The organism is Natrinema soli (assembly GCF_028618695.1).
Map to the genome: position 1 here is coordinate 1 of NZ_JAQIVI010000518.1, position 7239 is coordinate 7239.

Sequence of the window (7239 nt, forward strand, 5' to 3'; positions counted from 1 at the left end):
GCGTTCCGGACTCGGTCGATCTGGTCGATCTCCGGAGTGACGACGGCCGGTGACGACGACGGTCGGTGGCGACGGTTTCCCACTGCCGAACTCGCGTTGGCACGGCGACGGACGCAGCGTCAGTCGTCGTTCGGTTGATCGGCATCGCTCGAAACGACCCGACGGGAGACGACAGCCACACCGTCGGTTGTGCCGACGAGGGTGCTGAAGGCGCTGAACTCGTGCGTTTCGGCCGTTCCGCAATCCGATCCGTTTTCGCTCGATTCCGTTTCGGATCCGGTTTCGGTACCGTCCGATTGCCCGCTCGAGCCGAACGCACCGCTCGGCTCGAATCATGCGGCGGAAAAAAACCTATTCAAGTCGGGCGGATTCCGGCGCGAAGTGAAAATCGTCGTCCGTCAGTCAGACGCGGGGCGACCAACAACTCGAGTTACGCGCCGGTCAGCGAACCAGGTCGGGTCCGGCGGTGATCGACTCGGCGGCCGGCGAGCCGTCGACCGAAATCGTGACGCCGTCGGCGCAGTCCACGGTGACCGCGTGGCCGTCGTAGGTGAACTCGAGACGGCCGCATCGGGTCCCGTCACGTCGGGTCGGCTCGAAGAGGGCGTCCAGCGAATTGGGATCGATCCACTCGTAGAGGGGCGGCAGCTCAATCGGGTCTACGTCCCGGTGTGCTGCAACCGCGTGAAGGACGGCAACGTGTAGTGGCTCGCTACTGTCGTCGCCGGTCGATCCGCTGAATGAGAAGGTCACGACGTATTCGAACGGACGGGGAGATAAAAGGGCAGCGGCGATTCGAGAGCCGTACCCACCCGTCGCGCCGTCGGCGAAAAGCGGTTCCGACCCGTAGTGATCGCCGCCGGTCACCGACGCGCCGTCGGAATCGGAACATGGAAGCCCGACGCGCCGGCCCGTTTCAGTATGCTCGCTCAAGCGGTGCTCGGTATCGGCCTACTCGTTGCCCTCGTGATCGGCTCGTGGGTATTCAAACGGATCCGCGGTGGCTCCGCTGACGAGCGGCGATCCCGGGACCGTCACAGAGCGGCCCAGAAACGCGACCCACCGGTCGAGATCGGCGACGTCGAGACCGTCGCTATCAGCGAGTTCACCGACCACCACTCCGGCGATCGACAGGCAGTCGGCAAGATCGAAGGGTTCGTCGTCTTCGTCGAGGACGTCCCCGGCGGCTGCGAGCCGACCGACGTGATCCGGATCAAGGTCCTCTCGTTCAACCGCGGGCACACGTCGGCGACCGCGACGTTCCTCGAGGCCGCCTAACGTATCAACTGAAACGATTTACACACCGATCGCGAAGCTGTCGCGCGATCGGGTATGCATTGACTTCCAGTTGGTACGATAGCTGTCGCGTCTCGCCGTCCAACCGATCGTCCGATCGCACAGCCGGCGCTGCTGCCGGGTGCTGGTACTAGCGTCACCAAAAGAACGGGCGCACCGATCGCCGATGCGTTACGCTCGCCGTCGGAGCACGAGCGCCGTTAGCAGTCCGGCGATCGACGCGAGTCCGATCCCGAACCCGGGAATACTATCGGAGCCGTCGTCTTCGTCCTCGTCATCGCTTTCCGCCGTGTTTTCGTCGTCCTGCGTCTCGAGGAACTCGCTCATTTCGTCGGTCTCGATCGCGGGGAGGTCGTCGTCCCACTCGCCGGCCCGGTGGACGGTAGTCTCGGAATCGACCACGTCGAACTGCTCGATATCAGATTTCGTCGCCGATGCAGTGTCGATCTCGCCCATGTCGTCGACGTAGACGTACATCGACGCCGTCTCTCCGTCCTGTTCGGTCGCGATCCCGCTGATAGCCATGCTTCCGCCGACCGTGTCAGTGAGCGCACTCATATTCTCGAACTTCGCGCCACCTTCAACGCGCACCGTTCCATCCGTGAGACCGGCATCGACGCGAGCGATCTCGAGCTTGGATTCTGCCAGCGCCGAAACGAACTGGTCGGCATCCGCGGACATCGTCGGCCCCGATGGCCCGGTCTGCGCCGACTGCGCCATGTTCTTGACCGCCTGACTGGCGAGGTCTTCGGCCTCGAGTTCGAACGAGCCATCCATCGAGAGCTGGTCACCGTCGGTTGTGGCCGTCAACTCGAACGTGACGTCGTTCGGCGGCTCGATGTCTCGAGACTCGAGCTCGTCGATGTAGGCGTCCCAGTTTTCGGTGTCGCTCGTCAGTGAGGCGTCGAGCGTCATCGTATCGGACGACGTTTGCTCGATCGACCCGTCCCAGGTGAGTTCCGTCTCGAGACCCGCCGCCTGCTGGGCTTCGAGAGCCGTTCGCGCGTTCTCGAGTTGGTCTGCCGGCAGCTGGTCGTCCGTGGCGGTCGCTTCCGCGAGGTCGAACATCGCGAACGTGAGTTCGTCGTAGTTCGCGATCGAAACGTCCCAGTCGGCGTTCACCGAACTACCGCTCACGTCGACCATGAACGAGACGGTCTCGATCTCGAGGTCGGTGACGCTGGTCGCGATTTCTTCCGCGTCCGATCGACTCAGGTCGGTCGTCGGATCGTTCGCCAGCTGATCCGTAAGCTGCTCTTCGATACCGTTGTCGATACCGATGTACTCGACGGTGAAGTCGATCTCGAGCTGGGACTGACCGTTCGCCCCCGCTTCGAAGTTGTAGTCCTCGATTTCGATCGCACTGGTCCCGCCAAGCGCCGTTGAGACGCTACCATACTGACTCTGGAGCGTCTGTTTTGCCTGTTCCCGCGTCTCCCACTGGCTGGCCGTCCACTCCGTGACGGTCTGTTCCTGCGTAACGTCGACCGCGTAGCCGTCGGTCGTCTCCTTGAGGGTAGCATCGAGATACATGTCCGACTCGGCGCCACCCATGTCGCTCATTTCGACGGAGACATCCCCGCTCGTCTCGAGTCGGTCCGCGGTTACGGTGAGCTGGCCGCTCGTACTGACCGCTCCGGTCGTTGTCGCCTCGCTGTCGAACGTTCCCGACGCGGACGCATCGAACTCGTTCGTGTCCTCGGAGACTTCGCCGGAGACGTCGATGCTGAGGTCCCGAAGGTCCTCCGGTTGCTGCATGACCATCGAGCCGCTTCCGGAGAGCCCCTGTTGATCGAGGATCGCTGAGAAGTTCGCCGACTCTAGCTCGTCGTCGGGGTTCTCAATGTCGTCGACGACCAGTATGTGAGCCAGTCCTTCGCTGACGTCCATGCCCATCTCGAACTTGTTGACATCCGACTCGTCGTCGTAGCGGAGGACGGCGCTGCCGTCCTCGCCGAGATAGATCTCGTCTGCCGAGCCGAGTTGCGATTCGGCTTGCGAGATCGAGTCGTACGATTCGAACTCGGGCTCCGGCTCGGTCGCTTCGACGGTCGTTGTCATTCCCCCGAAGACGATCGGCAGTCCGATCGTCGCTACCCCAACGACTGCGACCAGGAACACGGCCAGAAACGCTCTGAACCCGTCCGTCGATCGAAGGTTTGTTTCCGATGACATATAGGATGACCTCCAACTGCAAGGGCATAAAGGTTAATTTTCTCAACTGTCCTCTGATGGATTCAGTTCTAGCGTTCAGTAATCCACGCCGAAATATTCACGATAAACGACTGGTATTCGGCTCGTGAATCGCCCGTAGACGGACCTCCTGATCCGCCCGCCTCGAGACGTTCACCGGCATCGAGCTCGCTCGGATTCCGGCCGTGTCGTCGGCCAATCGCAGGCGGTTCCTCGTCCTCAGGTACCCGATCGCCGTCTATCCGCTCGCTATCGACAACCTCTTTCGCTCGCCGCGGTCATATCGAGTATGACCGATTATTTCGAAGTACACGAGCGCGACGGGGCCGCGCGCGTGGGCGAACTCCGCCTCTCTTCGCCGGTGACGACGCCCGCACTCGTCGACGACGTCCTCGAGGACGCGGGCTCGCTCTGGAGCGAGGATCGCGGGATTCCCGCGGGCGACGAGTCGCGACTCACGGTGCTCCCCCACCGGGCGTTCCCCGGCGGCACCGCCGAGGAAGTGCAGGAGTCCTTCGCCGTCGACTCCCCTGACGTCGAGTATCCCAGCGTCGCGGTCGTCTCGAGCGAGAGCGTCGAATCCCAGGGAACGGACGCCTACGCCCTCTCGAACGTCCAGTCCGTGATGGGGCACGGCGCGGCACTGGTCGAGGCCGTCGTGGCCGTCCGGGAGGCGATCCCCGCCGACACCGCCCTGCTGTTTTCCGGCGTCGCGACGCCGCGGAACGTCGCCCTGCTGGCCTACGCCGGCGTCGATCTCTTCGACGAGACCGCCGCGGTCGTGAAAGGCACCGAGGGCCGCTATCTGACGACCGACGAGGCGTACTTCCTCGAGGATCTCGATGAGTTGCCTTGCTCGTGTCCCGCCTGCCAACAGCCCCGCGAGGAGTTTACCCGCGAGGACTGTGCGGACCACAACGTCAACGCCCTCGAATCCGAACTGGCGATCGTTCGCCGACGGATCCGAGACGGCCGCCTCCGGGATTACGTCGAGGGACAGGCCCGCCACGACCAGTGGCTCACCGCCGCGATGCGCGAACTCGATTCGCAGTGGGGCTACCTCGAGGAGCGCACGCCCATCCTTCGGGATTCCCAAATCGATGCCGCGTCCGCGGACACCCTTCGCCGGGTAGAGATCCAGCGCTTCGCCGACCGGGTGACGACGCGGTACCGCAACCGGTTCAAAAATCCGCTCGTGCTCGTGCCGTGTTCGGCCGCCAAGCCCTACAGCGAGTCGCAGAGCCACCGCCAGTTCCACGACGCGATTCAGTGGCGCGCCCACCTCGTCTCGATGACCAGCCCCATCGGCGTCGTCCCGCAGGAACTCGAGACGACCTACCCCGCCCAGCACTACGACACCGTCGTGACCGGCCGCTGGTCCGAAGACGAAAAGCGGTTCGTCAGTACGGTCCTGCAGCGCTACCTCGAGCGCAACGACTATCCGGAGATCATCGCCCACGTCCCCGAGGACGGCTACCGCGACATCGTCGAACGCGTCGAGGACCGACTGGACCTCGATATCACCTACACGGTCGCGGACCACCCGACCGACGACGAGTCGCTCGCGACTCTCTCGCAAGCGCTGTCGGGTGAACTGAAGTACTCCAAGCGCGAGCGCGAGCACAACACCGTCCGCGCCATCGCGGACTACCTGCTGGGCGACGGGGCCGGCGACGACCTCTTCGAGGACATCCAGACGACCAGTCGCTACCCCAAGATCCAGGTTCGCGACGGCGAGGATACCCAGCTCGCGACGATGGTCCCCCAGTACGGTACCCTCTCCTTCACGCTCGCGGGGGCGAGACAGTGGCTCGAGAGCGATGCGCCGACGAAGCGCGTCGAGATCGACGGCTTCGTCCCGCACGGCAGCGTGCTCGCGCCGGGCGTCGTCGACGCCGACGTGGACATCCGCGTCGGCGACGAGGTGGTCGTCGAAGGACCGAAGGCGTTCGCCGTCGGCCGCGCCGAAATGTTCGGCCGCGAGATGGCGGAGAGCACGCGCGGCGTCGCCTCCGAAATCCGCCACGTCGAGGAGAAGTGAGTGGGAGTATCGGGGGGAGCCAACCGGACGGTTCGTGATTTTCGACTCGGTCGTGTTGCTCGGACCCCTATTCCGAATCCCTGACCGTCTCCGAGACTCCCGCTGAGTCGGCGGCCGGGTTACCGGTTCGTCGCGTCGGACCCGCAGTCACAGCGCTCGGAGACGTTCTCTCGACAGGACGGACACCGACAGCCGTTCACGAATCGGTTGACGGATCGACCACACTCCGGACAGTCCCAGATGCTTGAATTCAACGTTCCCGTCACTGTCAGGCCCTGATTCCGACGAGACGGAAAGGTGTTTCCCACCGTCTCGGCTCGAGAAAACCGACCCGGCGCCGGAATCGTCGGGAGCGACGGACGGTCCCGCCGGCCCCGTTCCGTCGCTCGGCCCCGTTTATTGATAAATAGCGACGGCGTAGTAACCGGTATGAAGACGACGCACCGACTGGCGCTCGCGGGCGCGTTCGTCGTCCTCGCCGGCGTCGCCAGTATCCTCGCGGCACCGGAACTTTCGGACCCGCTCGTGACCCACTGGAACGCCGCCGGTGAGCCGGACGGGACGATGTCGAAGACGCTCGGTCTCGCGTTCGTTCCCGTCCTCTCGGCGGCGCTGGTGGTGCTCCTCGCAGTGGTCCCTCGCATCGACCCGCTCGGTGAGAACGTCGACGCGTTCCGAGCCGCATACGACTGGTTCGTCGTCGCCTTCGCGGGGTTCATGTTCGTCCTCCAGGCCGGAATCCTCGCGTTCAACCTGGGCTACGAGTTCGATTTCGCGCTCCTCGTCCTCGGTTCGATCGCCGTCCTCTTCTACGGCGTCGGTGCGTTACTCACGCGCGCGGAACCCAACTGGTTCGTCGGCATCCGCACGCCCTGGACGCTCAGCAGCGAGGCGGTCTGGGAGCGCACGCACGAACTCGGCGGCCGGCTGTTCAAGCTCACCGCGGTAGTTTCGCTGATCGGCCTCTTCTTCGAGGACTACGCCGTCTACTTCCTCGTCGTCCCCGCGCTCCTGACGGCCGCGATCACCATCGTGTACTCCTACTATCTCTCCGAACGTCTCGAGCGCGGCACGGAGTCGTCCTCGAACGCTGGCGTCTGAGAGCGCTCTCTCGGAAACGCCGCTATCGGGCCCCTCGACTCGGAGTTGGCCGGAAAGCCGGGCCGCTCGAGGTGGGGTCACTCCCCGGAACGGCCGGGACACGACTTGAGCAGGTGTTCGTGATAGACGGCCGCCGGGACCCGTTCCCCGCAGAGGTCACACTCGCGATCACCGCCATCGGGATCGTCGGTCACGACCCGTGCTGTCATCCCCATCGAAATAACTGCCGTGCTTCGCCCGTATCTCAACCATGTGAGCTACGTTCGATACGACCTCGAGGAGATCCCAGACGTCGTCCGTCCCGGTTTCGGACCGGTCCGTTTCCGCGACCGACTGTCAAATCGTATAGTTGTGTTATATACTTACACGACGTACGTAGTACCGGTGACACAGATGAACAGTATCACAGCAACTACTGGAGACGACGAGGGCTACGCCCTCGAGAACGACTGGCGACCCCTCGCGATCGCGGGCGGGATCGTCGGACTGATCGGGATCCTCGCGATGGCCGCCCCGGCCGTCACCGGGCTCTCGGTATCGATCGCGCTCGGCGCGTTACTCGTCGTCGGCGGGATCGTCCACGGCGTCCACGCGTTCACGGCGCGCGG

General features: G+C 64.1%; 6 protein-coding genes. 4 read left to right on the forward strand and 2 right to left on the reverse strand.

What is annotated here, in order from left to right; translation table 11 throughout:
* Positions 1-441 precede the first annotated feature (441 nt).
* Complete coding sequence (locus PGX04_RS34170; protein ID WP_337959489.1) at positions 442-933, reverse strand: HalOD1 output domain-containing protein; 492 nt, start codon at positions 931-933, stop codon at positions 442-444.
* On the opposite strand from PGX04_RS34170, the gene PGX04_RS25530 reads away from it, so the two are divergent.
* Entirely contained in the window at positions 922-1278 is a 357-nt protein-coding gene (locus PGX04_RS25530) for a TRAM domain-containing protein (protein ID WP_273741064.1), read from the forward strand. The two genes, PGX04_RS34170 and PGX04_RS25530, sit on opposite strands and share 12 nt — an antisense overlap.
* Positions 1279-1467: 189 nt before the next feature.
* Here the strand turns inward: PGX04_RS25530 and PGX04_RS25535 are convergent, their stop codons facing one another.
* Positions 1468-3471 (reverse strand): hypothetical protein, encoded by a 2004-nt coding sequence (locus tag PGX04_RS25535; RefSeq protein WP_273741065.1) that lies wholly within the window; start codon positions 3469-3471, stop codon positions 1468-1470.
* Between the two features lie 307 nt (positions 3472-3778).
* On the opposite strand from PGX04_RS25535, the gene arcS reads away from it, so the two are divergent.
* The 3 genes from arcS to PGX04_RS25550 all read left to right on the forward strand — a co-directional run.
* A complete protein-coding gene (gene arcS / locus PGX04_RS25540) occupies positions 3779-5530 on the forward strand; it encodes an archaeosine synthase subunit alpha (RefSeq protein WP_273741066.1) in 1752 nt (583 codons plus the stop codon).
* Positions 5531-5959: 429 nt separating this feature from the next.
* Positions 5960-6631, forward strand: coding sequence for an SdpI family protein (locus PGX04_RS25545; RefSeq protein ID WP_273741067.1), 672 nt, complete (start codon positions 5960-5962; stop codon positions 6629-6631).
* Positions 6632-7024: 393 nt separating this feature from the next.
* Positions 7025-7239, forward strand: a 215-nt coding sequence (locus PGX04_RS25550; protein WP_273741068.1) for a DUF308 domain-containing protein, incomplete at its 3' end; no start/stop codon positions are given.